Below are 22,851 nucleotides of genomic sequence, written 5' to 3'. Positions count from 1 at the left end.
TAAGGGCGCAGTGCGACCAGCGTTTCCCCGCCCGCAAGGCAAATCGGCCCGCCCCCCCGGTGATGAGGGACGGATCAGGCCGTTACGGCGCGGCGCGCCGGATCACCGCAGCCCCCAGGGGTTCCAGCTCGACCTGCCCGGACACCGGCGTCCCCGTGAGCAGATCCGTGCCCTCCGCGCCGATCGGCACGGAGGCCGACAACTCGCCGCTGTGGTTGAGCAGGAACACGTACTCGTAGGCGTCGTCCCCCCGCACCGAGCACTCCACGTGCGCGGGAACACCCTCGAAGAGCCGGCGCACACCCGCCGCCTCCACCGTCTCCGCCACCAGCGCGTCGAACGCGGCCTGCTCCAGCAGCGTCGCGACGTAGACGACCCGGCCGGCGCCGTACCGGTTCTCGACCACGGCGGCCCGCCCTTCCAGGAGCCCGTCGCCGTACGTCGCCAGGGCCGTGCCGGACTCCAGGTGGAGGTCCTCACGCCACCAGGTGGAGGTCGCGCGCCGACCGTCGGCGAAGGTGACCGCGAACTCCTCGTTCGGCCGCGCCGCCCAGTACTCGTCGATCTTCGCGCCGATGAGCTCGCGGAACGCCCCCGGGTAGCCGTTCGGCCGCACCCGGTTGCTCCCGTCGACCACGCCGGAGAAGAACGACATGAGCACCGTCCCGCCGTTCCGCGCGAACTCGGTGATCCGCCGCACGCCCTCGTCGTCGATCAGGTACGCGTTCGGCACCACCAGCACCTTGTACGACTCCAGAGCCGACCCGGCCGACACCACGTCCACCGGGTAGTGCCGCTCCCACAGCGGCGTGTAGTGCCGCATGACGGTTTCCGTGTAGCTGAAGTCGTTGCGCGGCAGGCCGAAGACCTCCTCCAGCCCCCACCACCCGTCCCAGTCGAACAGGACCGCGATCTCCGACCGCGACGTCGTGCCCGCCACCGGAGCCAGCAGCTTCAGCTCCCGCCCGAGGTCGGTGATCTCCCTGAACGTCCGCGAGTCCGGCCCGGAGTGCGGCAACATCGCCGAGTGGAAACGCTCCTGCCCGCCGCGGCTGGCCCGCCACTGGAAGAACATGACGGAGTCCGCCGCCCGCGACACCGCCTGCAGCGAGCCGAGCCGCATCCGCCCCGGCTCCTTGACGACGTTGAGCTTCCACTGGCTGACGGCGCTGCTCGACTGCTCCATCAGCATCCACGGCTGCCCGCCCTTGAGCGAGCGGAACAGGTCGTAGTTGAAGGCCGCCGACACATGGGAATCGGCCTCCGCCGGGTTGGGGTAGATGTCGAGCGCGGCGGCGTCCTCCTCGGGCGCCCACTTCCAGTAGTCGGCGTGGCGGAAGAAACGCATGAAATTCGTCATGACCGGGAGGTCGTCGCGGAAGGACCGCACGATGTCCCGCTCGGCGATGTAGCACTCCAGCAGCGCGTCGGAGCTGAAGCGCTTGAAGTCGAGGCGACGGGTGGGGTTCATCCAGGTGCGGGGGATGTGCGGCACGTCGATCTGGTCCCAGTCGGTGTAAATCTGGCCCCAGAAGCGAGTGGTCCACGCCTCGTTCAGCGCGTCGAGGTCGCCGTACTTGCGGCGCAGCCAGCGCCGGAAGTTGACCGCCGCGGCCTCGTTGTACGCCGTCGGCCCGTACTCGTTGCTGATGTGCCACATCGCCAGCGCCGGATGGAACGAATACCGCTCGGCGAGCTTGGTCGTGATGCTCGCCGCGTACTCGCGGTAAATGGGCGATGACGGATCGTAGTGCAGCCGGTTCCCGAAACCGAACGGCTGCCCGTCCTCCCTGATCGGGAACACTTCGGGATGCAGGTGGGTGAGCCAGACGGGCGGCGCAGCCGTAGGGGTGGCCAAATTGACGCTGATGCCGTTGTCGTGGAGAAGGTCCATGACCTCGTCCATCCACCCGAACTCGTACTTGCCCGGCTCGGGCTCCAGCGACGCCCACGCGAACACGCCGAGCGACACGGTGTTGACGCCGGCCTCACGCATCAGCCGCACGTCCTCCCGCCAGACGGCGGGCTCCCACTGCTCGGGGTTGTAGTCGCCGCCGAAGGCGAAACCTTTGACGCGGTTCCTGAACGCGTCCATCCGGGTCATTTCACAACTCCTTAGTCATCGACACGTCGGTCAGCCGCCGCTCGGCGCCGGTGATCTCGCGTACAGGGCCGGTCAGCGTCACGGTCCGCTCGTCCACCACGTCCGTGACCGAGCGACGGATCGACACGCCGACCTCGCCGGGCTCGACGATCCGCCGCCCGTCCCGGCCGGTGAACGCCAGCAGCCGCACCGGCACGTCGAAGCCGACCCGGGCGCTCTCGCCCGGGTCCAGCTCGACCCGGGCGTATCCGACGAGCTGGGCGACGGGCCTGGTGACCGAGGCGATCCGGTCGGCGGCGTACACCTGGACGACCTCCGCGCCGCGCCGCTCCCCGGCGTTGCGCACGCTGACCGAGCACCGGATCGAGTCCTCTGCCGCGTCGGCCCTCAGGCCGTCGTAGGCGAAGTGCGTGTAGCTCAGCCCGTGGCCGAACGGCAGCACGGGGGCGGGGTCGATGTTGCTGACCGAGCCGGCCCCGCCCAGCCTGGGGTGCAGGTAGCTGTAGGGCTGGCCGGCGGTGGTGCGCGGCAGGCTCATCGGCAGCCTGCCGGACGGGTTCACCGCACCGCTCAGCACGCGGGCGATCGCGCCCGCGCCCTCCTCGCCGGGGAAGAACGCCTGGACGACGGCCGCGGCGTCCCTGACGATCCCGGGCACCGCGTAGGCGCGGCCGGTCATCAGCACCACCACGGTCGGCGTGCCGGTGGCGAGCACCGCCTCGGCCAGCTCCCGCTGGGCGCCGGGCAGCTCCAGGCTCTCCACGTCGCACCCCTCGCCGGAGGTGCCCCGCCCGAACAGCCCTGAGCGGTCGCCGAGCACGAGGATCGCCACGTCGGACCCGGCGGCCAGCCGGACGGCCGCCTCGATCCCGGCCCGGTCGCCGTCGTCGACGCCGGTGCCCCGCTCGGTGAGGACGGTGGCGCCGGGCAGCTCCTCGCGCAGGGCATCCAGCAGCGTCGGCGCGGCGATGCCGGTGCCGGCCTCGGGGAAGTGCGGCAGAACGTGCTGGACGAACGAGTAGCAGCCGAACAGCGCGGCGAGGTCGTCGGCGTTGGGGCCGACGACGGCGACCCGCTTGCCGGCGGCGTCGCCGAGGGGCAGCAGGCCGTCGTTGGTCAGCAGCACGATCGACTCCTCGGCCAGCCGTCGCGCCACCGCACGCGACTCCGGATCGTCGAGGTCGATCGGACCGGTGAGCTCCGCAGGCTCGTAGCCGTCGTCGAGCAGGCCGAGCGCGGCCTTCTGCCGCAACACGCGCCGGAGTGCCCGGTCGACCAGCGCCTCCTCGATCCGGCCCGACGTGACCGCCTGCTTCAGCGGCTCCAGGTACGTCACGCCGGTGGGCAGCTCGACGTCGATGCCGGCCGTGAGCGCCTGCACGGCCGCGTCCCCGGCGTCGGCGGCCACGGCGTGCAGCGTGTGCAGGAAGGCGATGGCGAAGTAGTCGGCGACGACGGTCCCGTCGAAGCCCCATTCATCGCGCAGGACGCGGGTCAGGTAGTGGGCGTCCGCGGCGATCGGGATGCCGTCGATCTCGGCGTAGGAGTTCATGACCGAGCCCGCGCCCGCGTCCCGTACCGCGACCTCGAAAGGGAACAACAACGTGTCGGCCACCTCGCGGGCGCCGGCGTGCACCGGCGCCAGGTTCCGCCCCGCGCGGGAGTTGGAGTAGCCGACGAAATGTTTCAGCGTGGCGATGACGCCCGCCGACTGCAGGCCGCGCACGTAGGCGGCGCCGATGGTGGCGACCTCGTACGGGTCCTCGGAGATGCACTCCTCGACCCGGCCCCACCGCTGGTCGCGGATCACGTCCAGCACCGGCGCCAGGCCCTGGTGCACGCCGAGCGCCCGCATGCTCCGCCCGAACCGCCCCGCCATCTCCTCCACCAGCCCGGGGTCGAACGACGCGCCCCACGCGGGCGGCACCGGGTAGACCGCGGCCCGCCACGCCGCCAGCCCCGTCAGGCACTCCTCGTGCGCGATCGCGGGAATGCCGAGCCTGGTGCGATCACGCAGCCATCGCTGCCGCGCCGCCAGGACACCGCTCGCCCGCTCCGGATCGACCGGCCGGGTGCCGTAATGGCGGGTGATCTGGCCCAGTCCGTGACGGGCGAACGCCTCGAACTCGACCTCCTCGCCCTGCATCGCGTCCTGCAGCGGCGCGACGACGCCATCGTCGCGATTGACGTTCAGCCACAGGCCCACCAGTTGGGCGAGTTTCTCATCGAGCGACATGTCCGCGAGCAGTTCCTCGACCCGGCGCGATCGGCGTTCGGAGGTCTCCAACGTCGGCTGCTCAACACGTGCAGGCATACACCCTCGTTTGGTCGGAAAGTTTCTGGTTAGCTTTCCGAAAGGTTACCGTGACATTGCCGATCCGTTACGGTAGGCTGCGGTCCTCAACCCTGTCAACAGGCCCATCGCACAGTAAGAGAACGCCGGTCGGCCCAGCTCAAGGGGCTATCCGGGTTTCACATGAGTTTCCGAAAGTTGTCACTCGCCGGTGTCAGCCGGATGGCGGCACTGCGGCAGCAGGAGGTTAAGTGCCCCGAGCGACGCTCGCCGACGTCGCGGCAGCCGCCGGAGTGTCGGTGCCGACGGTTTCCAAGGTCCTGAGCGGCAAGAAGCACGTCTCGGCGGCCACCAGGGACAAGGTGCTCGAAGCCGTCCGCGCCTTCGGCTACGAGGCCCCGCGCCCGCCGAGCACGCCTCGGGTCGGGATGGTCGACCTGCTCATCGACGGGCTCGGCTCGCCGTGGGCGCAGGTCCTCATCAAGGGCGCGGAGCGGGCGGCGGCGCGGTGGGGGTTCTCGCTCGTGGTGACCTCGTCCGCGCGGGCCGACTTCGACCTGCGGCGCTGGATCGGGATCATGCGAAAGCGCGGCACCGACGGCATCGTGCTCGTGCTCTCCCGGTACAACAAGGACGAGATCGCGGCCATCGGGGAGCTGCTGCACGTCCCCCTCGTGCTGCTGGACCCCGTCGGCCAGCGCGACCCGCGCATGTCCACGGTCGGGGCGACGAACTGGTCCGGCGGCGTCATGGCGACGACGCACCTGCTCGAGCTGGGGCACACCCGGGTCGGCTTCATAGGCGGGCCGCTCGACGTGCAATGCACGCTCGACCGGTACGAGGGCTACCTGGCCGCGCACCGTACGTTCGGCATCGACCCCGACTCCGAGCTGGTTCGCTACGGCGACTTCCTCGTCTCCGGCGGCAAGCGGTTCGGCGGTGAGCTGCTCGACCGCGACGACCCGCCGACCGCGATCTTCGCCGGGTCGGACCTGCAGGCCGCGGGGGTCTACCAGGCGGCGGCCGAACGGGGCGTCCGCGTCCCCGGCGACCTGTCCGTGGTGGGGTTCGACGACTCGCCCTTGTGCGAGATGATGTCGCCGCCGCTCACCACCGTGCGCCAGCCCCTCGACGACATGGCCAACGAGGCCGTACGTCTCATCTTCGAGGAGCTGACGCACCCGGGCGGGCCCGCGGGCACCCGTATAGAGCTGGCCACCACGCTCATCGTCCGCGCCAGCACCGAGCATCAGGTCCCCTAGCGGCTGCCGATCCGCCGCTGCTCGCCCGCGAATCGCCCTACTCCCGACCAAGGCGGTCTGACCGGCCGCTCAGCCACGCTTCGAGGGTCAGCAGGCCGGGGTGCAGCGCCCGCAGGGACGGGATGTCGGCGCGATAGCCGGACTCGCCGAACCAGAACAACATGCGCGCCTCCTTGCCCATCGCCCGCAGCACCAGCTTGGGCAGGCGCGGGTAGCGGGCCGGCCGGCCCGCCGCCTTGAGCGCGGCGGCGATCTGCGGCACGGTCAGCTCGTCACCGGCCAGTTCCAGTGCCCGGCCCGTGAAGTCGTCCGGTTGCTCGAAGGCCAGCCGTGCGAAGACGCCGATGTCCCGTACGGCGATCATCTGCAGGGGTTTGGCGGGCCCGAGCCCGGCGGCCATCATGCCGAGGCCGATGCCGGCCCCGCGCATGGTGAACACCTCGGTGAACGTCGTCGGCCGCAGCACGGTGGCGGGCAGGCCGGTGGCTCGCAGATGTTGTTCGATCTCCCATTTGGTGTCGAAGTGGGGGATGCCGCGCACCCGTTCCGCGCCGCCGACGGAGGTGTAGACGAAGTGCCGGACGCCGGCCGCCTGTGCGGCGTCGACGAGCGTCACGCCCTGCCGGATCTCGCCGTCGAGCCCCGCGGTGCGGGAGTTCTGCACGCCGAAGACTCCGTCGACGCCGGTCAGCGCCTGCTTCAGCGAGCCGGCGTCGGCCATGTCGCCGGCGACGACCTCCACGCCCCTGGCCGCCAGCGCCGTGGCCCTTGAGGGGTCGCGGCTGAGCGCCCGCACGCGCCAGCGGCCCGGCTGCTCGAGCAACGCGTCCACCACGGCGCCGCCCTGGTTGCCGGTGGCGCCGGTGACGAGGATCAGCGGGCGTGCGGTCTCTGCTTCCATGGTGTCCCTCCGGACGTGTAGTTACACTGAAGAAGAAGTATTGGATAGTTACCTAGTTCACTATCTCTCAAGAGTGGAGTCTGATGTCAAGCGCGACCGAGCTGGGCGAGCTACTGGTGGCCGCTTCGCGGGCGTTCTCGCAGCAGGGCCGGACCCGGTTCGGGGAGCACGGCCTCTCGCCTGCCCGGGTGCGGCTGCTGACGACCCTGCACGGCCGCCCGGGCAGCCGGATGCGGGATCTCGCCGACGTGCTGGGGGTCAGCGGGCGCGCCATCACCCCGCTGGTCGACGCGCTGGAGGCGGACGGCCTCGTCACCCGCGGGCCCGATCCCGGCGACCGGCGTGCCTTCCGCCTCACCCTCACCGAGGAGGGGCTCGGCGCGATCGACGAGATCGGCCGCCTGCAGCATCGGATCAGCGAGGAGATCTTCGCCGGGATGGGCGAGACCGACCGCCGCGACCTGGCCCGCCTGCTCCGGTCGTTCCTCGCCACGACGCAGGACCGGCCCTGCACGCCGTGAAGCACATCGGGTACGTGAACCTTGCCGGCGGGAACGCCGCCTGAGACCAGGTCAGGAGTGGAAGCAGTGGAGACGGAAGCGGTGCGGCCGCTGGACGGCGTGCGGATCGTCGAGCTGTCCAGCTATGTGGCGACGCCGTTGTGCGGGATGACACTGGCCCAGCTGGGCGCCGACGTGATCCGGGTCGAGCCGGTCGGCGGCGCGGTGGACCGTACCCGGTGGCCGCTGGCCGAGAGCGGCACGAGCCTGTACTGGTCGGGGCTCAACAAGGGCAAGCGTGCCATCGAAGTGGACCTGTCGCGGGCCGAGGGCCGCGGGCTCGTCGCCGACCTGATCGTCCGCGCCGGGATCGTGGTCAGCAACTCCGACCGTTTCCCCGAGCTGACGTTCGAGGCGTTGCGCGCCCGCCGCCCGGACGTGATCCACGTGCTGCTCACCGGCCGTCGCGACGGCGCCGCCGCCGTGGACTACACCGTCCAGGCGGCGACCGGATTCCCCCTACTGACCGGCCCGCCGGACACGGCGCAGCCGGTGAACAGCGTGGTGCCCGCCTGGGACCTGGCCGCCGGGCTCTACCTGGCGGCCGGGCTGCTGGCCGCCGAGCGGCACCGCCTGCGGACAGGGGAGTGCCGGCAGGTTCGCCTCGCGCTCGAGGACGTCGCCCTGGCGACCGCCGGAAGCCTCGGCTACCTCGCCGAGGCCCAGCTGGGCGGAACGCCCAGGGAGCGCGACGGCAACCACGTGTACGGCACCTTCGGTCGCGACTTCGCCACCGCTGACGGCGGGCGGCTGATGGTCGTCGCCCTCACCCCCCGGCACTGGCGGGACCTCCTTGCCGCGACCGGCCTCACCGACGTGGTGTCCGCGCTGGCCACCGCGCTCGGGGCCGACTTCGCGGAGGAGTCGGCGCGCCACCGGCACCGCAGGGTGCTCGGTGAGCTGCTCGCCGGCTGGTTCGAGGCCCACACCCTCGCCGAGGCGGAGGCGGCGTTGGGCGCCACCCGGGTGTTGTGGTCGGCGTACCGAAGCTTCGCCGACCTTGCCCCCTTGCTGCCGCAGAACCCGCTGATGGCGCTGCTCCACCAGCCCGGCGTCGGCGACCACTGGGCGCCGGGATCACCCCTGGTGATGGACGGGCGGCAGCCGCCGCCGGCGGCGGCCCCGCTGGTGGGGCAGCACACCGACGAGGTGCTGCGTGCGGAGCTCGGCCTGTCCGGGCCGGACCTGGCGAAGCTGCGGGAGAACGGCATCATCCGGAGCGGAGAACGATCATGAGCGCACTGACCGAGGACGAGCGGGACATCGTCGCCCTGGCCGGCGAATTCGTCGACGAGCGCGTGCGGCCGCGCGTACGCGACTACGAATCGGTGGACAAATACCCGGCCGAGTTCATCGACGAGATGAAGAAGCTGGGCTTCTTCGGCCTGCTGGTCCCCGCCGAGTACGGCGGCGTGGACGTCAGCGCAGCCTGCTTCGCCCGCGTGACCGAGGAGCTGGCCCGCGGCTGGATGAGCTTGGCCGGGGCCATCGGCGGACACTCCGTGATCACCTACCTGATCCGCACGTTCGGCACCCGGGAACAACGCGAACGCCATCTGCCGCCCATGGCCGACGGCACGCTCAGGGCCACCATGGCGCTCACCGAGCCGGGCGGCGGCAGCGACCTGCAGGCCATGCGCACGCACGCGGTCGCCGACGGCGGCGACCTGCTGATCAGCGGGTCGAAGACCTGGATCTCCAACGCCCGCCACTCGGGCCTGATCGGCCTGCTGTGCGTGACCGACCAGGACGCCAGGCCCGCGCACCAGGGCATGAGCGTGCTGCTCGTCGAGCCCGGCGCCGGCCTGCACATCTCCAAGAACCTGCCCAAACTCGGCTACCGCGGCGTCGAGGCGTGCGAGCTCGTCTTCGACCGGATGCGGGTCCCCGCCTCCACGGTGCTCGGCGGCGCCCCGGACCAGGGATGGGCGCACATGATGCGCGGCCTCGAGGTCGGCAGGATCCAGGTGGCCGCCCGCGCGGTCGGCGTGGCCCAGGCCGCGCTCGACGACGCCATCAGGTACGCCCAGGAGCGGGAGTCGTTCGGCAAGCCGATCTGGAAACACCAGTCGGTGGGCAACCTGCTGGCCGACATGGCGACCAAGGTGCGGGCGGCGCGGCTGCTCACCGAGGACGCCGCGCGCCGGCTCGACGAGGGCGGCCGGGCCGACATGGAGGCCGGCATGGCCAAGCTGTTCGCCTCCGAGACCGCGATGCAGGTGGCGCTGGACGCGATGCGGGTGCACGGCGGGTACGGCTTCTCCAAGGAGTTCGAGGTCGAGCGGTACTTCCGGGACGCCCCGCTGATGATCCTGGGCGAGGGCACCAACGAGATCCAGCGCAACGTCATCGCGGCCCAGTTGATCGCGCGCCACCCCATCAGTGGAACGGATCGGACATGACGCTACTGGCCGGCAGGACCGCGGACGTCACCGGCGGACGGTCCGTGTGAGCTGGACCCCGCACACCGTCACCACCGTCGAGACGGTCGACCCGCACCCCGTGGCGGCCCTGTCGGCGCTGTTCGACGACGGCACGCCCGCCACCGGCCCCGGAGACGCGCTGCCGCCGCTGTGGCACTGGCTCGCCCTGGCCCGCTGGCCCGTGTCGTCCGCGCTCGGCCTGGACGGCCATCCGGCGCGCGGGTCGTTCCTGCCTCCGGTGGAGCTGCCGCGTCGCATGTTCGCCGGTGGCGAGGTCGTCTTCCACGCCCCACTCACGGTCGGGGCCACCGTCCGGCGCGAGTCGCGGGTGGCGTCGGTCACCGAGAAGTCCGGGCGCTCGGGCAAGCTGGTCGTCGTGGCCGTCGCCACCAGGCTGTACGACGCGCACGACCGGCTCGCGATCGAGGAACGGCAGGATCTCATCTACCGGGACACGAGACCCGTCCGCGCCGTGGAGACCCCGGCCGAGCCGGCCGCCGCCCTGGCCCCAGTCGGCGCCCCCCTCACCCGGGCGGGGGAGTGGGCCTGGGATCTCGTCACGGACCCGACCCTGCTGATGCGCTTCAGCGCCGCCACCTCGAACCCGCACCGCATCCACTACGACTGGCCGTACGCCACCCGCGTGGAGGGATACCCCGGCCTGGTGGTGCATGGGCCGCTGATGACGCTCGCCCTCGCCGAGGTGCTCCGTCTCGAGCAGCACGACGTGCCGATCCCGCGCATGCGGCACAGGAACCGCGCACCGCTGTTCTGCGGCCAGGCCGCGCGGCTGCGCCGGGTCGAGGACGCCCCGCTCACACTGGGGCTGTACGGGCAGGACTCCGTCGAACCATGCACCACGTTGACGATGGAAGGGACCGGCCATGCGTGACGAGGTCGCCGGCATGGAGCACCACGCCCGCGCCATCGTTGACGTGTTGCGGGCCGTCGTGGGCGAGGCGGCCGCGCACGTGGGGGTGGGTGACGACCGTCAGGCCGTCGCCTACGACCTGGCGTCCGTGTCGTCGTCGGTCGCGGCCGGCGTGGCACTCCTCGGCCACGGCACGCACGACGCCGCCCCCGGCCGTGGGCTACGTGCCGGCGATCTCGGTGGCGACCTCCGTGCCGGCGACCTCCGTGCCGGCGGCCACGGCGGCGGCGCGGCCGAGGACGACCTGGCGCTGCTCTACGCCGCCGACGTCGCCGCGGACCTGGCCGGCCGGATGACCGGCCGGGAATCCCTGTGGGGCGTGGACCGGACGGTGCTGGACGGGATCGCCGCCCACATCGCCGCCGGACGGGACCCGGCACTTCTGGAACGTGTGGCCGGGCGGGTCATGGCCACTCGCGAGGCCGGACCGCGGCACCTGTCCGGCGAGCTGCAACTGGTCCGCACCGCCTTTCGCGAATTCGCCGCCGACCAGATCGTCCCCGTCGCCGACCGCATCCACCGCGACGACGAGGACATCCCGGCCGCCATCATCGACGGGCTCGCCGACATGGGCTGCTTCGGGCTGTCGATCCCGGCCGCGTACGGCGGCTACGCCGAGGGCGGGGCAGACGAGCTGCTGAGCATGGTCGTGGTGACCGAAGAGCTCTCCCGCGCCTCGCTCGGGGCCGCCGGCTCGCTCATCACCCGCCCGGAGATCATCGGCGCCGCGATCACCCGGGGCGGCACCGAGGAGCAGAAACGGCGCTGGCTCCCGGCCATCGCCTCGGGGGAGCGGCTGTGCGCCGTCGCGGTGACCGAGCCGGACTGTGGATCGGACGTCGCCGCCGTCACCACCAGCGCGGTCAGGGACGGCGAGGAGTGGGTGCTGAACGGCGTCAAAACCTGGTGCACCTTCGCCGGCCGCGCCCATTACCTGCTCGTCCTCGCCCGAACGGATCCGGACCGCGCGGCCGGTCACCGCGGACTGTCGCTCTTCGTGATCGAGAAACCGTCCTTCACCGGCCACGAGTGGCGCCTCACCCAGGAGGGCGGCGGGAGCGTGGAAGGCCGCGCCATCCGCACCCTGGGTTACCGCGGCATGCACTCCTTCGAGGTCGGCTTCGACGGCTGGCGCGTGCCCGCAAACGACCTGATCGGCCTGGACGACGGCCTCGGGCGCGGCTTCTACCTGCAGATGCAGGCGTTCGCCAACGCGCGCCTGCAGACCGCCGCCCGCGCCGTCGGCGTCATGCAGTCGGCGCTCGAACTGGCCGTGGACTACGCCACGCAGCGGTCGGTCTTCGGCCGCTCGCTCGCGGACTACCAGCTGACCCGCGCCAAGATCGCCAGAATGGCGGCGTTGACCGCCGCGTGCCGGGCGTTCACGTTCGCGGCGGCCCGGGCGGTCGCGGCCGGCGACGGCGGGCTCGAGGCCGCGCAGGTCAAGCAGGTCGCCTGCCGGGCGGCCGAGTGGGTCACCCGTGAGGCCCAGCAGCTGCACGGCGGTTACGGGTACGCCGAGGAGTACGGCATCTCGCGGCTGTTCGTGGACGCCCGCGTGCTGTCCATCTTTGAAGGCGCCGACGAGGTCCTCGCCCTCCGCGTCATCGCCCGCCGCCTGTCCAAGCCCTGACGTGTCCCGCGTCGCCGGCCGCCGCCCAGAGGACCAGCGCGCCCACCACCTGTGCAGCAGGCACATCGCACCCGCGAGCACGGCGAGGACGCGGCTCAGGCGGCCAGGACTCTGGCGAGAGCCTCCTGGACGGCGGCGCGGGTGGTGGCCGGGTCGTCGAGGTCGAAGCCGACCACGAGCCCGTCCCTGAGCAGCAGCAGGATGTCGGCGGTCCGCTCGGCGTCGGGGTGGCCGTCGTCGGCGAGCAGGTCGCGGTACAGGTCGCGGGTCCAGCGGCGGTGCTCGGCGATGGCCTGCCGCACCGGATGATCCGGATCGGGATATTCGGCCGCCGTGTTGACGAAGGGGCAACCCCGATAGGTGGGGCCGGCGCCGAACTCGCACATGAAGGCGAAGATCGCCATCAGCTTCTCGCGCGACGATCCGGTGTCCACGGTGGCGACCGCGGCCCGCTGCCGCGAGCTCTCCGCGGTCACGTACGCGCGGACGAGGTCGTCCTTGCTCGGGAAATGCTTGTAGAAGGTCGCCTTGGCGACCTCCGCCTCCGCGATGATCCGGTCGATCCCGACCGTGTGGACGCCCTCCCGGTAGAACAGTCGCGCGGCCGTGACGAGCACGCGGGTGCGCGCGGCGCTCGGGCGACGTCCTTCCAACGTTTCTGCGGTCACACGTTGACGATACCAGACAGATCTGTCTACTCTTAGGCCCAGTCGTAGACAGACAGGTCTGTTCGTCAAGAAGGGCATCGTCATGAGCATTTACACCGCCATCGCCACCTCCGCCGGCCGCGACGGCCGCGCTGTCTCCTCCGACGGACGGCTGGACGTCAAGCTGGCCCGGCAGAAGGAGCTCGGTGGCGACGGCGACGGCACCAACCCCGAGCAGCTCTTCGCCGCCGGGTACGCGGCCTGCTTCGCCTCGGCGATGCGGCTGGTGGGCGCACGGAAGAAGATCGACGTCTCGGACGCGTCGGTCACGGCCGAGATCGGCCTGTCACCGAACGGTCAGGGCGGCTTCCAGCTCGAGGCCACGCTCCGGGTGGAGCTGCCCGACTCGATCGCCCCTGAGACCGCCCGCGAGCTCGTCGAGGCCACCCACCAGGTGTGCCCCTACTCCAACGCCACCCGCGGCAACATCCCGGTCAACCTGGTCATCGAGTAGATCCTCCGGCGCGTACGCCGGCGTCACCGAGCTTCAGGCGTGGTCGCCCGCCGCGGACGACACGGCCGGCGGGGTCGCGGGAGTAAGGGAGGTGACCCTGTCTACGCTCCCGAGGTGACCTCCGTCCCCGTCCGCTACGCATGACGGTGTAGCACGAAGCCATCCCTCAGCCTGACGACCCGAAGGGTGGTTTCCGGCGACTCTGATGTCGAGCACACAACGACGAACTCGACACAGGAGCACGACATGACCACCACGATCCACCGCATGATCCCGGCCGTGACCCGCTGGCTCGCCGCGAACAGCATCGACGTCCTGCGGGTCAGCCTCGGCATGATCTTCCTGGGCTTCGGGGTGCTGAAGTTCTTCCCGGGCGTCAGCCCGGCCGAGGAGCTGTCCGTGGCCACCGTTCAGACGCTGTCCTTAGGGCTGCTCTCCGGCACCACCGCGCTGATGTTCGTGGCGGCGGTCGAATGTTTCGTCGGCCTGACGCTCATCACCGGACGGCTGCTGAAGACCGGCCTGGCCGTGCTGGCCGGGGCGCTGGTGGGGATCATGGCGCCGCTGGTGCTGTTCTTCACCGACCTGTTCCCCGGGCCTCCCACGCTGACCGCGCAGTACGTGCTCAAGGACATCGTCCTGGCCGCCGCCGCCATGGTCATCGCCGCCCGCGCCCTGGGCGCCCGGCTCGTGCCGCAGCACAGGTGAGCGCCCCCCACGCGCCGCCCGTGCCTCGAAGGAATCCCTTCGAGGCACGGGCGGATTCGTGTGTCAGCCCCTATAAGGAGCGATCGTGATCTTGTCGATGGTCGGGGCGAACCGGGAGCGGACAAGCACTCCCGGGAAGGTCTCCGACGCGTAGGTCTTGCCGTCGAAGTTCGGCAGCTCCTCGGCGGCGAAGCGCACCGTGTTCTCGCCCTTGCCCAGCCGCACCGGGATGGTGAGCTCCCAGAAGTTGTTCTCGTGGAAGGAGTGCGGGAACAGGACACGCTGCGGGGCGGCGCCGTCCACCAGCGCCGCGGTCGAGCCGTTGACCAGCGTGCCGTGCAGGCCGTTCCCGGAGGAGTCGGTGACGGAGCCGGTGGTGATGTCGTCGGTGTCGAACTCGTAGACGAGCGCGGGAGCGGGCGGGTCGGCGGCCGCCGATTCCGCGACGCCCGTGGTTAACGCGAGGGTCAGGGCGGCCGGGAGCAGCCCGGCACGCATGGCCTTGGTGATGCTCGGAAATGTCATCACGATGTCGCTGGGTCATGTGAGCGCTAACAAATCTGACGGAGTCGATCCGCACCGCAACCTAGGGTTTCGCGTAGGTCACGTAGCCGCGCCGGGCACGTCAATGGGCCGCGTTCTCTCGTTTCCGGGATGTCACGATTCGGTATCGTCCCCGGCCCGCGCTCTTGACGCCTGCCTCCTGCCCGGGCAAAAGTCGAGCGCAGTCGTTGAACCGGTTCGCCGCTCGCTCGAGAGAGCAGCAGGGACATCGGTCGGCGATACGAGGGCGTCCGCAACGCCGCTGTCGAACCGGTTCAACGACTCAGGAGGTGAGAGTGGCGACGATCGGAGACGTGGCCCGGGAGGCCGGGGTGAGCCGCAGCACGGCGTCGTACGCGTTGTCGGGCAAGCGGCCCATCTCGGAGGAGGTCCGCCGGCGCGTGCTGGCGGCCGCGGAGGCGCTCGCGTACACGCCGAACGCCGGCGCCCGCGCGCTCGCCACCTCCCAGACCAAGGTCCTCGGTCTGCTCGCCCAGTTCCACGAAGACGAGTTCGCGCCCGCGATGATGCAGTACATCCTGGGCGTCACCGACACCGCCCGCGACCTGGGCTACGACACGCTGCTGGTCACCGAGGCCGACGGCGCGCGGGCGCTGCGGCGCATCACCGACTCGCGCATGGTGGACGGCGTCGTGCTGATGAACATCGCGCAGGACGACTCGAGGCTGCCCTTCCTGCGCGCCGCGCCGCAGCCGGGCGCCCTGGTCGGCCTGCCGGGCGACTGCTCGGGACTCGACGTGTTCGACCTCGACTTCGAGGAGGCCGGCCGGGTCATGGTGGAGCACCTCCACCGGCTCGGCCACCGCGAGCTCATCCTGATCTCGCAGCCGGAGCACGTCGTCGAGCGGGGCGGCGCCTACGTGTGGCGCCTGCGCGACGCCGCGCTGGAACGGGCGCGGCAGCTGGGCGTCACCCTGCACGCCGTGTACGGCGAGTCCCGGCAGCCGGCCGTCGGCCGCCTGCTCAACGGCCTGCTCGACGCCTACCCGTCGGTGACCGGCCTGCTGATCAACAACGAGGCGGCCGCCGCGGCACTGCCGTCGGTCACCTATCAGCGAGGGCTGCGGGTGCCCGAGGACCTGTCGGTCATCGGGCGTTACTCCGACGAGTTCGCCGCGACCTTCTCCCTGCCCTATTCGTTCATCGAGAGCGCACCCGACCGCCTCGGCTCCATGGCGGTGCGCCAGCTCGTGCGCCGCGTGGAATCGCCGGTGGCGCGCGACGAGCCGTTCGTGGTGCGCTTCATCTCTCCCGAGCTGGTCTCCCGGGGCAGCACCGCGCCCCCGGGAGCGCCTCTCCCGCCTCCGCCCGCCCGCTGAGCGGGCCCGACCCCCCAAATCCTTCCTTCCACGCTCCGATGTGAGCGCTAACATTGGAGGAATCGATGAACCGTCCGTCGATGTCCACGAGGGCGGCGTTCTTCGGAACCGCCGTTCTGGCGCTGTCCGCTCTGTCCGCCTGCGCCTCCGCTCCCCAGGGCGGCGCCACCCCCACGGCCGCCGGCTCGGCCGGCAAGTCCTACACGTGGTGGGACCCGTACCCGCAGCACGACGCGTCCTCCGCCTGGGCGAAGCGGGTGAACACCTGCGGGCAGCAGGCCGGCGTCACCATCGAGCGCACGGCCTACGACACGACCGCGCTGACCAACCAAGCCTTGCTGGCCGGTCAGGAGGGCAACGCGCCGGACGTCATCCTCCTCGACAATCCGGCCGTCTCGACGCTCGCCGACGCCGGGATGCTCACCACGATGTCTGACGTGCCCGGGTCCGGCACCATGTCGGACTTCGGACTGGACACCGCCCGGTTCGACAAGAACCTCATCGCCGCCGGCGAACTGGACGGCAAGACCTACGGCATCCCCATCGGGGCCAACACCCTCGCCCTCTACTACAACAAGAAGATCCTCGACGACGCCGGAGTCGACCCCGCCTCGATCAAGGACTGGGCCTCGCTCAACGCGGCGCTGAAGAAGGTCAAGGCGGCGGGCAAGAAGCCGATCACGTTCTCGGCCATCGGCACGGAAGAGGGGTCGTTCCAGTTCCTGCCGTGGTTCTGGGGCGCAGGCGCGCAGCTGACCCGGCTCGACTCGCCCGAGGCCGTGGCGGCGCTCGACCTGTGGACCTCCTGGGTCAAGGACGGCACCGCGCCCAACTCCGTCATCAGCAACTCCCAGAACACCACCTGGGAGGAGTTCCTGACGGGCGAGTTCGCGTTCGCCGAGAACGGCACCTGGCAGATCAACAGCGCGGAGAAGGCGGGCTTCCCCACCGGCATCGTCCAGATCCCCGGCAAGGACGGGGGCGTCGCCCCCACCCCCACTGGCGGCGAGTTCATCACGGTGCCGGTGCAGAAGGACACCGGCCGCTACAGCGCCACCAAGAAGATCCTCGAGTGCATGACCACGCCCGAGGGCCTGGTGGAAACCGGTACGACATTCGCGTACTACATCCCCTCCACCGCCGACGGCCGGCAGGCGATCCTCGCCAAGGAACCGGATCTGAAGCCGTGGGTCGAGGCCGTGCAGTCCGCCAAGGGCCGCACCAGCGACAACCTCGGCACCAAGTACCCGAAGATCTCCGAAGCGATGTGGACGGCGGTGCAGAAGGCGCTGAGCGGTGCGGCCACCTCGGCCGACGCGCTCAAGGAGGCGCAGGCCCAGGCGAAGCAGGCCACCGGCGGCTGATGCGATGACCTCCGTTCGCACCCGACCGGCCACGGTGCGGAGAGCGGCGCACCAGGCTCCCCGGCGGCGGTCTCCACGATGGACGGCCCTCGCGTTCCTCACGCCCCTCGTCCTCTACCTGATCGCCTTCTACGCCTATCCGCTCTATCGCAACATCGACCTCAGCGTGCACGACTACACGCCGCGCGCGTTCGTGCAGGGCGACCCGGAGTTCACGGGGCTCGACAACTACGTGAACATCCTCTCCGACGACACCTTCCTGCGCGCGCTGAGCAACACCGCGCTGTTCACGCTGGGGTCGATCGCCGTGCAGTACGCCCTCGGGCTGGCGCTCGCGGTCTTCTTCCACCGCCATTTCCGCCTGTCGGTGGCGCTGCGCGCGATGTTCCTCGTGCCGTGGCTGCTGCCGCTGATCGTCTCCGCCTCGACCTGGTCGTGGATGCTCAACAGCGAGAACGGCATCGTCAACGCGGCCCTGCAGGCGTTCGGTATCGGGCAGATCAACTGGCTCACGTCCCCCGACACCTCGTTGCTGGCCGTCACCATCGCCAACATCTGGCTCGGGATCCCGTTCAACCTGGTGATCCTCTACGCCGGGCTGCAGACCATCTCGGCCGACCTGTACGAGGCCGCAGGGCTGGACGGGGCGAACGCCTGGCAGCGGTTCTGGCGCATCACGTTCCCGCTGCTGCGCCCGGTCTCGGCGATCACCCTGCTGCTCGGCCTCATCTACACGCTCAAGGTCGTCGACATCATCTGGATCATGACGAAGGGCGGTCCCGCGGACGCCTCGACGACGCTGGCGATCTGGTCGTACCGGGAGGCGTTCGGCACCGGCCAGCCCGACTTCTCCCCGGCGGCGGCCGTCGGCAACCTGCTCATCCTCATCGCCTTCGCCGCCGGCCTCGTACACGTGCGCCTGCAACGCAGGGAGGAACGCGGATGAAGTCATCCTGGAGAACCGTCCTGGGCATTGTCCTGGTGGCGGTGATGCTCTTCCCGGTCTACTGGATGTTCAACGTCTCGCTCACCAAGACGTCCGACATGCGGGCGGACCCGCCCCACTGGTTCCCGTGGGACCCCACGTTCGAGGGGTACACCGCCGCACTCGGCCAGCAGCTTCCGGCCCTCGCCACCAGCCTGTTCATCGGCCTCGGCACGGTCGCGCTGACGCTCGTCGTGTCCCTGCCCGCCGGCTACGCGCTGGCCAAGCTGCGGCCGCTCGGCGCCCGCGGGATCGACTTCCTGCTCCTCGTCGCCCAGATGATCCCCGCCGTGGTCATGGCCATGGGCTTCTACGCGATCTACATCAGGCTCGGGATGCTCAACACCGTCGCGGGCCTGATCGTGGCCGACTCCACGCTGGCCGTGCCGTTCGGGGTGCTGCTCTTCCGGGCGTTCATGGCGAGCATCCCCGGCGAGCTCATGGCCGCGGCGCAGATCGACGGGGCGAGCACGTGGCGCACGTTCCGCTCGATCATCCTGCCGCTGAGCCGCAACTCGGTGATCACGGTCTCGCTCTTCGCGTTCCTGTGGGCGTGGTCGGACTTCATCTTCGCCTCGACCCTCAACCGCAACAGCGACGTCATCCCGATCACGCTCGGCATCTTCCGCTACATCGGCAACAACACCACGCAGTGGAACTCGATCATGGCGACCGCCGTGATCGCGTCCATCCCCGCGGCCTTCCTCCTGGTCCTCGCGCAGCGCTACATCGCCGCCGGGGTCACCGCGGGCGCCGTGAAGGACTGACCAGCCATTCGTCGAAAGGTTCACCACATGTCCAGCCCCGTGCTGCCGTCCCACGGCCGGGTACGTCCCCTCGGGCTCACGCAGGTCTCGATCACCGGCGGGTTCTGGGGGAGCCGCCAGGCCGTGAACGCCACGGCCACGCTCGCTCACTGCGAGTCGTGGATGGAGCGCCTCGGCTGGCTGGCCAACTTCGACCGGGTCGCCGACGGGACCACCTCGCCCGACCGGCCCGGCTGGTCGTTCTCCGACTCGGAGGTGTACAAGCTCCTGGAGGCTCTGGCCTGGGAGACCGCCCGTACCGGCGACACCGGGGCAGATGCGGCGATCAAGCGGCTCACCGGGCGGATCGGCCGGGCACAGGACCCGGACGGCTACCTCAACACCTGCTTCGGGCACGGCGGGCAGCCGCCGCGCTACAGCGACCTCGAGATGGGCCACGAGCTCTACAACACCGGCCATCTGCTGCAGGCCGCCGTGGCCCGGTTGCGCACCGGAGCTCGGCACGGAGAGGACGATCTGGTGCGCATCGCGCGGCGGGCCGCGGACCACGTGTGCCGGACCTTCGGTCCGGACGGCCTGCCGGGCATCTGCGGGCACCCGGAGATCGAGGTCGGGCTGGCCGAGTTCGGCCGGGCGCTGGGGGAGGACCGGTACGTCGAGCAGGCCCGCCTGTTCCTCGACCGGCGCGGCCACGGCACCCTCAAGGACATCTCCCTGGGACGCGCCTACTTCCAGGACGACATCCCGGTCCGGGAGGCGGAGGTGTGGCGCGGCCACGCCGTGCGCGCCCTCTACCTCACCGCCGCGGCGGTCGACGTCGCGGTCGAACGCGGCGACGACGAGCTGCTGCGCGCGGTCGAACGGCAGTGGGAGCGCTCGGTCGCCCGCCGGACGTACATCACCGGCGGTATGGGCTCACGCCACCAGGACGAGGGCTTCGGCGAGGACTGGGAGCTGCCGCCGGACCGGGCCTACTGCGAGACGTGCGCCGGGGTCGCCTCCATCATGGTCTCCTGGCGCCTCCACCTCGCCACCGGCGACGTCCGCTACACCGACCTGATCGAGCGCACGCTCTACAACGTCATCGCGACCTCCCCGAGCCCTGACGGCCGGGCGTTCTTCTACGCCAACCCCCTCCACCAGCGGACGCCGGGCAAGCCGGCCGACCCGGACGAGGTGAGCCCGCGCGCCGAGGCGGGCGCCAGGGCCGCCTGGTTCGACGTCTCCTGCTGCCCCACCAACGTCGCTCGCACCCTGGCCGGCCTGCACGGCTACCTCGCCACGACCGACGACGACGGCCTGCGGATCCACCAGTACGCCCCCTGCACCATCCGCGCCGAGCTGCCCGGCGGGCAGGAGGCCGCCGTGGAGGTCGAGACGGACTACCCCGAGACCGGGACCGTCCGCGTCCGGATCGCTGCCGACGCGGCCGCGCCCTGGACCCTCGCCCTGCGGGTCCCCGCCTGGGCCGCCGGAGCCACGCTGATCGACGACGGGCGGGCGCGGCCGGTGGATCCCGGCATGACGGAGGTGCGGCGGGCGTTCCGCGCCGGTGAGGTGATCACCCTCGAACTGCCGATGGAGCCCCGCTTCACCTGGCCCGATCCCCGTATCGACGCCGTGCGGGGCTGCGTCGCCGTCGAGCGCGGCCCCGAGGTCCTGTGCGCCGAGTCCCATGACGTCCCCGGCCAGCTCGACGCCCTGGCCGTCGACGCCCGCTCCGCCCCGCAGGCCGATCCCGGCGGCGCACGGGTGCGCGGCCGCCTGCCCGCCCACGCCGACCGGCCCTGGCCCTACCCGCAGGCAGCGGCCGCTCCCGCTCCCGTGGCGGGGGCCGGCTGGTTCGACGTGCCGCTGCGGCCCTATCACTCCTGGGCGCAGCGGGGCCCGTCGAGCATGCGTGTCTGGTTGCCCGTATCCCCACCCCCCGAAGGAGAGTGACCCGATGTCCCGCATCCGAATGATCGCCTTAGTCCTGGTCACCACGGTCGCGACCGTGGTGACCGGCACGCCCCCGGCCGCGGCGGCGGGCGCGACGCTGACCGTCAACGTCGCCCAGCCGTTCCGGCCCGTCACCCACGTCGCCTCCGGCGGCCTGTACGGCCTGGCGGAGAACTCCCGCCCGGCCGACTCCACCCTGCTGCCGATCAAGGTGAACTCCCTGACCCAGCCCGCGCCCGGAGTCGGCCAGCGGCCCAACGGCCAGCCGCCCGGCGGAGACTCCCTCCTGATCGCCCCACAGGCCACCAGGGTCGGCGCGGGCCAGTTCATCCGGATGCCCGACGTCTACCCCGACTTCCCGTACCAGTGGGTGAGCTGGGACGACTGGCTGGCCAAGGTGAACACCATGGTCAACGCCCGGCTGTCGGCCACCACGGTCACGAACGTCATCGGCTGGGAGCTCTGGAACGAGCCCGACTACACCTGGAACACCTCCGCCGCCGGCTCCTTCAACGACGGCTGGGTGCGCACGTACCGGGCGGTGCGCGCGCTGGACTCGCTGACGCCGATCGTCGGCCCCAGCACCGCCACCTACAACCGCTCCTGGATGCAGTCCTTCCTCACCCACGCCAGGAACACCGGCACGCTGCCCGACATCATCTGCTGGCACGAGCTGGTCAACCCCACCAGGATCGCCGGCGACATCGCCGACTACCGCAACCTGGAGGCGTCGCTGGGCATCAGCCCGCGCCGCATCTCCATCAACGAGTACGCCGCCCCCGCCGAGGTGGACGTTCCCGGCCGGATCGCCAGCTACGTCGCCAAGCTGGAGCGCGGCGGCGTGGAATCCGCGCACCGGGCCTTCTGGTACGAGTACGGCACCATGAACGGCCTGGTGGTCAACAACAACCAGCCCACCGGCACCTGGTGGTTGTACAAGTGGTACGGCGACATGGCCGGTGGCATGGTCACGACCACGTCGACCACGCAGACCGGGCTGGACGGGTTCGCCTCCTACGACGGCACCCGAAGGATCGTCAACGTGGTGTTCGGCAACGAGGCCGGCGCCAACATCGTCAACCTCACCGGCCTCGGCGCGCTCGGCTCCAGCGTCCGCGTCACCCTGTCGTCCACCCCGTCCAGCGGCCGCTTCACCGCGGTCACCGCGCCCACCACGATCTCCACGACGACCAGGACGGTCAGCGGCGGGCAGCTCAGCGTGTCCGTTCCCAACATGGTGGCCACCAGCGCCTACCAGCTCATCGTCGAGCCGGTCAGCGGGGTGCCCGCCTACCAGCAGCGCTACGAGGCCGAGAACGCCTCCGTGTTCCGTGCCCAGCGGCTCACCGCCTCCAGCGCGTCGGGCGGCGGGTACGTGGGCCGGATCGACAACTCGGGCACACCACGCACCGACAGCTACGTCGACTTCGTGGTGAACGTGCCCACCGCCCGCGCGTACACGATGACCATCGGCTACGCCAACGGCACCGGCGCCACCGCCACCCAGGGCCTGGCCTACAACGGCGGAGCCTGGACCACCGTCAGTTACCCGCCGACGGCGGGCTGGGGGCAGTTCGGCGCCACCATCAGCACCACGGTCACGCTCAGGGCCGGCTACAACGTGATCCGCCTGGCGAAGGGCTCGCCGTACTTCGCGGGCGGCACCGGCTACGCCGAACTCGACTACATCCAGCTCACCTGACAGTGCCCGGGCGGCGCCCCGTGGGCCGGGGCGCCGCCCGGGCCCCCAAGTTGACCTGGGAATGGACGTGGCCGCCGTGGCGTTAGCCCATCCGTCGGACCCGCTTTACCTGGCAGGGTAGATCTTTGCCTGGACCCTGGCGTTTTGTTTGCTTTTGTCCGGTTTGAGTCGGTAACGTAGTTTTCGTTGCCGCAGGGTGACCAGCGCCTTACCTCTGAAGGGCGGTTACCCGC

The 22,851-nt window shown here is 71.0% G+C and carries 19 protein-coding genes; 14 read left to right on the top strand and 5 right to left on the bottom strand.

The window, feature by feature from the left end; translation table 11 throughout:
• Positions 1 to 82 precede the first annotated feature (82 nt).
• Together ETD86_RS15955 and ETD86_RS15950 are read right to left on the bottom strand one after the other, a co-directional pair.
• A complete protein-coding gene (locus ETD86_RS15955) occupies positions 83 to 2,104 on the bottom strand; it encodes a beta-galactosidase (RefSeq protein WP_246147930.1) in 2,022 nt (673 codons plus the stop codon).
• A gap of 1 nt (position 2,105) precedes the next feature.
• Positions 2,106 to 4,418, bottom strand: a complete 2,313-nt coding sequence (locus tag ETD86_RS15950) for a beta-xylosidase/alpha-l-arabinosidase (RefSeq protein WP_138666930.1) — start codon at positions 4,416 to 4,418, stop codon at positions 2,106 to 2,108.
• A 230-nt stretch (positions 4,419 to 4,648) separates the two neighbouring features.
• Between ETD86_RS15950 and ETD86_RS15945 the strand changes: the two genes are divergently transcribed.
• Entirely contained in the window at positions 4,649 to 5,659 is a 1,011-nt protein-coding gene (locus tag ETD86_RS15945; protein ID WP_138666929.1) for a LacI family DNA-binding transcriptional regulator, read from the top strand.
• A 37-nt stretch (positions 5,660 to 5,696) separates the two neighbouring features.
• Here ETD86_RS15945 and ETD86_RS15940 read toward each other — a convergent pair whose 3' ends face one another.
• Entirely contained in the window at positions 5,697 to 6,560 is an 864-nt protein-coding gene (locus ETD86_RS15940; protein WP_138666928.1) for an NmrA/HSCARG family protein, read from the bottom strand.
• Positions 6,561 to 6,643: 83 nt separating this feature from the next.
• On the opposite strand from ETD86_RS15940, the gene ETD86_RS15935 reads away from it, so the two are divergent.
• The 5 genes from ETD86_RS15935 (at position 6,644) to ETD86_RS15915 (ending at position 12,107) form a co-directional block, all read left to right on the top strand.
• Positions 6,644 to 7,081, top strand: coding sequence for a MarR family winged helix-turn-helix transcriptional regulator (locus ETD86_RS15935; protein WP_138666927.1), 438 nt, complete (start codon positions 6,644 to 6,646; stop codon positions 7,079 to 7,081).
• Between the two features lie 66 nt (positions 7,082 to 7,147).
• Entirely contained in the window at positions 7,148 to 8,356 is a 1,209-nt protein-coding gene (locus ETD86_RS15930) for a CoA transferase (protein ID WP_246147929.1), read from the top strand.
• Positions 8,353 to 9,522 (top strand): acyl-CoA dehydrogenase family protein, encoded by a 1,170-nt coding sequence (locus tag ETD86_RS15925; protein ID WP_138666926.1) that lies wholly within the window; start codon positions 8,353 to 8,355, stop codon positions 9,520 to 9,522. Before ETD86_RS15930 ends, ETD86_RS15925 begins: the two co-directional genes overlap by 4 nt.
• 46 nt (positions 9,523 to 9,568) lie before the next feature.
• Positions 9,569 to 10,435 (top strand): HTD2 family dehydratase, encoded by an 867-nt coding sequence (locus tag ETD86_RS15920; protein WP_138666925.1) that lies wholly within the window; start codon positions 9,569 to 9,571, stop codon positions 10,433 to 10,435.
• Positions 10,428 to 12,107 (top strand): acyl-CoA dehydrogenase family protein, encoded by a 1,680-nt coding sequence (locus tag ETD86_RS15915; protein ID WP_211370079.1) that lies wholly within the window; start codon positions 10,428 to 10,430, stop codon positions 12,105 to 12,107. The genes ETD86_RS15920 and ETD86_RS15915 overlap by 8 nt, the downstream gene beginning before the upstream one ends.
• A gap of 95 nt (positions 12,108 to 12,202) precedes the next feature.
• Here ETD86_RS15915 and ETD86_RS15910 read toward each other — a convergent pair whose 3' ends face one another.
• On the bottom strand, positions 12,203 to 12,775 hold the full coding sequence (locus tag ETD86_RS15910) for a TetR/AcrR family transcriptional regulator (RefSeq protein ID WP_211370078.1): 573 nt from the start codon (positions 12,773 to 12,775) through the stop codon (positions 12,203 to 12,205).
• An 82-nt stretch (positions 12,776 to 12,857) separates the two neighbouring features.
• On the opposite strand from ETD86_RS15910, the gene ETD86_RS15905 reads away from it, so the two are divergent.
• Complete coding sequence (locus ETD86_RS15905) at positions 12,858 to 13,268, top strand: organic hydroperoxide resistance protein (RefSeq protein ID WP_138666923.1); 411 nt, start codon at positions 12,858 to 12,860, stop codon at positions 13,266 to 13,268.
• A 246-nt stretch (positions 13,269 to 13,514) separates the two neighbouring features.
• Entirely contained in the window at positions 13,515 to 13,976 is a 462-nt protein-coding gene (locus ETD86_RS15900) for a DoxX family membrane protein (RefSeq protein WP_138666922.1), read from the top strand.
• Positions 13,977 to 14,039: 63 nt separating this feature from the next.
• On the opposite strand, the gene ETD86_RS56970 is transcribed toward ETD86_RS15900, so the two are convergent.
• Positions 14,040 to 14,501 carry a carbohydrate-binding protein gene (locus ETD86_RS56970; RefSeq protein WP_211370077.1) on the bottom strand — a complete coding sequence of 154 codons (462 nt, stop codon included), beginning with the start codon at positions 14,499 to 14,501 and terminating at the stop codon, positions 14,040 to 14,042.
• 314 nt (positions 14,502 to 14,815) lie between these two features.
• Between ETD86_RS56970 and ETD86_RS15890 the strand changes: the two genes are divergently transcribed.
• The 6 genes from ETD86_RS15890 to ETD86_RS15865 all read left to right on the top strand — a co-directional run bounded on the left by ETD86_RS15890 (position 14,816) and on the right by ETD86_RS15865 (position 22,618).
• The gene (locus ETD86_RS15890) at positions 14,816 to 15,859 is read left to right on the top strand and encodes a LacI family DNA-binding transcriptional regulator (protein ID WP_138666921.1); all 1,044 of its coding nucleotides are present in this window, start codon (positions 14,816 to 14,818) and stop codon (positions 15,857 to 15,859) included.
• A gap of 65 nt (positions 15,860 to 15,924) precedes the next feature.
• Positions 15,925 to 17,223 (top strand): sugar ABC transporter substrate-binding protein, encoded by a 1,299-nt coding sequence (locus tag ETD86_RS15885; protein ID WP_211370076.1) that lies wholly within the window; start codon positions 15,925 to 15,927, stop codon positions 17,221 to 17,223.
• Between the two features lie 4 nt (positions 17,224 to 17,227).
• A complete protein-coding gene (locus ETD86_RS15880; RefSeq protein ID WP_138666920.1) occupies positions 17,228 to 18,169 on the top strand; it encodes a carbohydrate ABC transporter permease in 942 nt (313 codons plus the stop codon).
• A complete protein-coding gene (locus ETD86_RS15875; protein WP_138666919.1) occupies positions 18,166 to 18,975 on the top strand; it encodes a carbohydrate ABC transporter permease in 810 nt (269 codons plus the stop codon). The genes ETD86_RS15880 and ETD86_RS15875 overlap by 4 nt, the downstream gene beginning before the upstream one ends.
• Before the next feature lie 27 nt (positions 18,976 to 19,002).
• The gene (locus ETD86_RS15870; RefSeq protein WP_138666918.1) at positions 19,003 to 20,916 is read left to right on the top strand and encodes a glycoside hydrolase family 127 protein; all 1,914 of its coding nucleotides are present in this window, start codon (positions 19,003 to 19,005) and stop codon (positions 20,914 to 20,916) included.
• A gap of 4 nt (positions 20,917 to 20,920) precedes the next feature.
• Positions 20,921 to 22,618, top strand: a complete 1,698-nt coding sequence (locus ETD86_RS15865) for a carbohydrate-binding protein (RefSeq protein ID WP_138666917.1) — start codon at positions 20,921 to 20,923, stop codon at positions 22,616 to 22,618.
• Positions 22,619 to 22,851 lie beyond the last annotated feature (233 nt).

The sequence above is a fragment of the Nonomuraea turkmeniaca genome (assembly GCF_005889735.1).
GTDB classification, from domain to species: Bacteria; Actinomycetota; Actinomycetes; order Streptosporangiales; family Streptosporangiaceae; genus Nonomuraea; species Nonomuraea turkmeniaca.
Note: the sequence above shows the minus strand (reverse complement) of the source record. Positions and strands in the feature narration are given on the sequence as shown.

What these genes read in the sequence shown, in the direction of transcription:
- ETD86_RS15955 (WP_246147930.1), bottom strand. Translation starts at nt 2,104, where the DNA reads ATGACCCGGATGGACGCGTTCAGGAACCGCGTCAAAGGTTTCGCCTTC.
- ETD86_RS15950 (WP_138666930.1), bottom strand. Translation starts at nt 4,418, where the DNA reads ATGCCTGCACGTGTTGAGCAGCCGACGTTGGAGACCTCCGAACGCCGA.
- ETD86_RS15940 (WP_138666928.1), bottom strand. Translation starts at nt 6,560, where the DNA reads ATGGAAGCAGAGACCGCACGCCCGCTGATCCTCGTCACCGGCGCCACC.
- ETD86_RS15935 (WP_138666927.1), top strand. Translation starts at nt 6,644, where the DNA reads ATGTCAAGCGCGACCGAGCTGGGCGAGCTACTGGTGGCCGCTTCGCGG.
- ETD86_RS15925 (WP_138666926.1), top strand. Translation starts at nt 8,353, where the DNA reads ATGAGCGCACTGACCGAGGACGAGCGGGACATCGTCGCCCTGGCCGGC.
- ETD86_RS15915 (WP_211370079.1), top strand. Translation starts at nt 10,428, where the DNA reads ATGCGTGACGAGGTCGCCGGCATGGAGCACCACGCCCGCGCCATCGTT.
- ETD86_RS15905 (WP_138666923.1), top strand. Translation starts at nt 12,858, where the DNA reads ATGAGCATTTACACCGCCATCGCCACCTCCGCCGGCCGCGACGGCCGC.
- ETD86_RS15900 (WP_138666922.1), top strand. Translation starts at nt 13,515, where the DNA reads ATGACCACCACGATCCACCGCATGATCCCGGCCGTGACCCGCTGGCTC.
- ETD86_RS56970 (WP_211370077.1), bottom strand. Translation starts at nt 14,501, where the DNA reads ATGACATTTCCGAGCATCACCAAGGCCATGCGTGCCGGGCTGCTCCCG.
- ETD86_RS15885 (WP_211370076.1), top strand. Translation starts at nt 15,925, where the DNA reads ATGAACCGTCCGTCGATGTCCACGAGGGCGGCGTTCTTCGGAACCGCC.
- ETD86_RS15880 (WP_138666920.1), top strand. Translation starts at nt 17,228, where the DNA reads ATGACCTCCGTTCGCACCCGACCGGCCACGGTGCGGAGAGCGGCGCAC.
- ETD86_RS15875 (WP_138666919.1), top strand. Translation starts at nt 18,166, where the DNA reads ATGAAGTCATCCTGGAGAACCGTCCTGGGCATTGTCCTGGTGGCGGTG.
- ETD86_RS15870 (WP_138666918.1), top strand. Translation starts at nt 19,003, where the DNA reads ATGTCCAGCCCCGTGCTGCCGTCCCACGGCCGGGTACGTCCCCTCGGG.
- ETD86_RS15865 (WP_138666917.1), top strand. Translation starts at nt 20,921, where the DNA reads ATGTCCCGCATCCGAATGATCGCCTTAGTCCTGGTCACCACGGTCGCG.